Source organism: Mesorhizobium sp. M7A.F.Ca.CA.001.10.2.1 (genome assembly GCF_003998575.1).
In the GTDB taxonomy this organism is placed as follows: Bacteria; Pseudomonadota; Alphaproteobacteria; order Rhizobiales; family Rhizobiaceae; genus Mesorhizobium.
On the sequence record NZ_RZQY01001407.1, the window covers coordinates 1 to 400 of the forward strand.

At 62.8% G+C, this 400-nt stretch carries 1 pseudogene; it reads right to left on the reverse strand.

Annotation, left to right across the window (positions count from 1 at the left end):
- Positions 1-207, reverse strand: a pseudogene (locus EN964_RS37320) (bifunctional heptose 7-phosphate kinase/heptose 1-phosphate adenyltransferase); the annotation flags it as partial.
- Positions 208-400: the final 193 nt, after the last annotated feature.

Genomic DNA, 400 nt, shown 5'->3' on the forward strand with positions numbered 1-400 from the left:
GGCCACGACATTGCCGGCGCCGCCCATGGTCGAGGTCTCGCCGCGCCCGTGCAGCACCGGTATCGGCGCCTCCGGCGAGATCCGCTCGATGACGCCGTTGACGAAACGATCGAGGATGAAGTCGCCGACCACCAGCACTGTGGCCTGGCCGAACCGCGCAATGGCGCGGTGCAACGGTTCGGGAGAAGGCGGATTGTGCTTGATCATGTCACTGGCAACACAGGGAAAAGGCCGATTTCAATCTCATAAGTGCTCATCAATCGACTGGTCGGATCGTTCATGGCGAAAGCCGATATACCGCAAATTCACGCAGCGCAACGGCAGGGCATGATCCCGGTAGGCTCGGGCGGTCAGCTCTTCTGCAGGGCGACATGGACGCCCAGCCCGACCAGCACAGCCG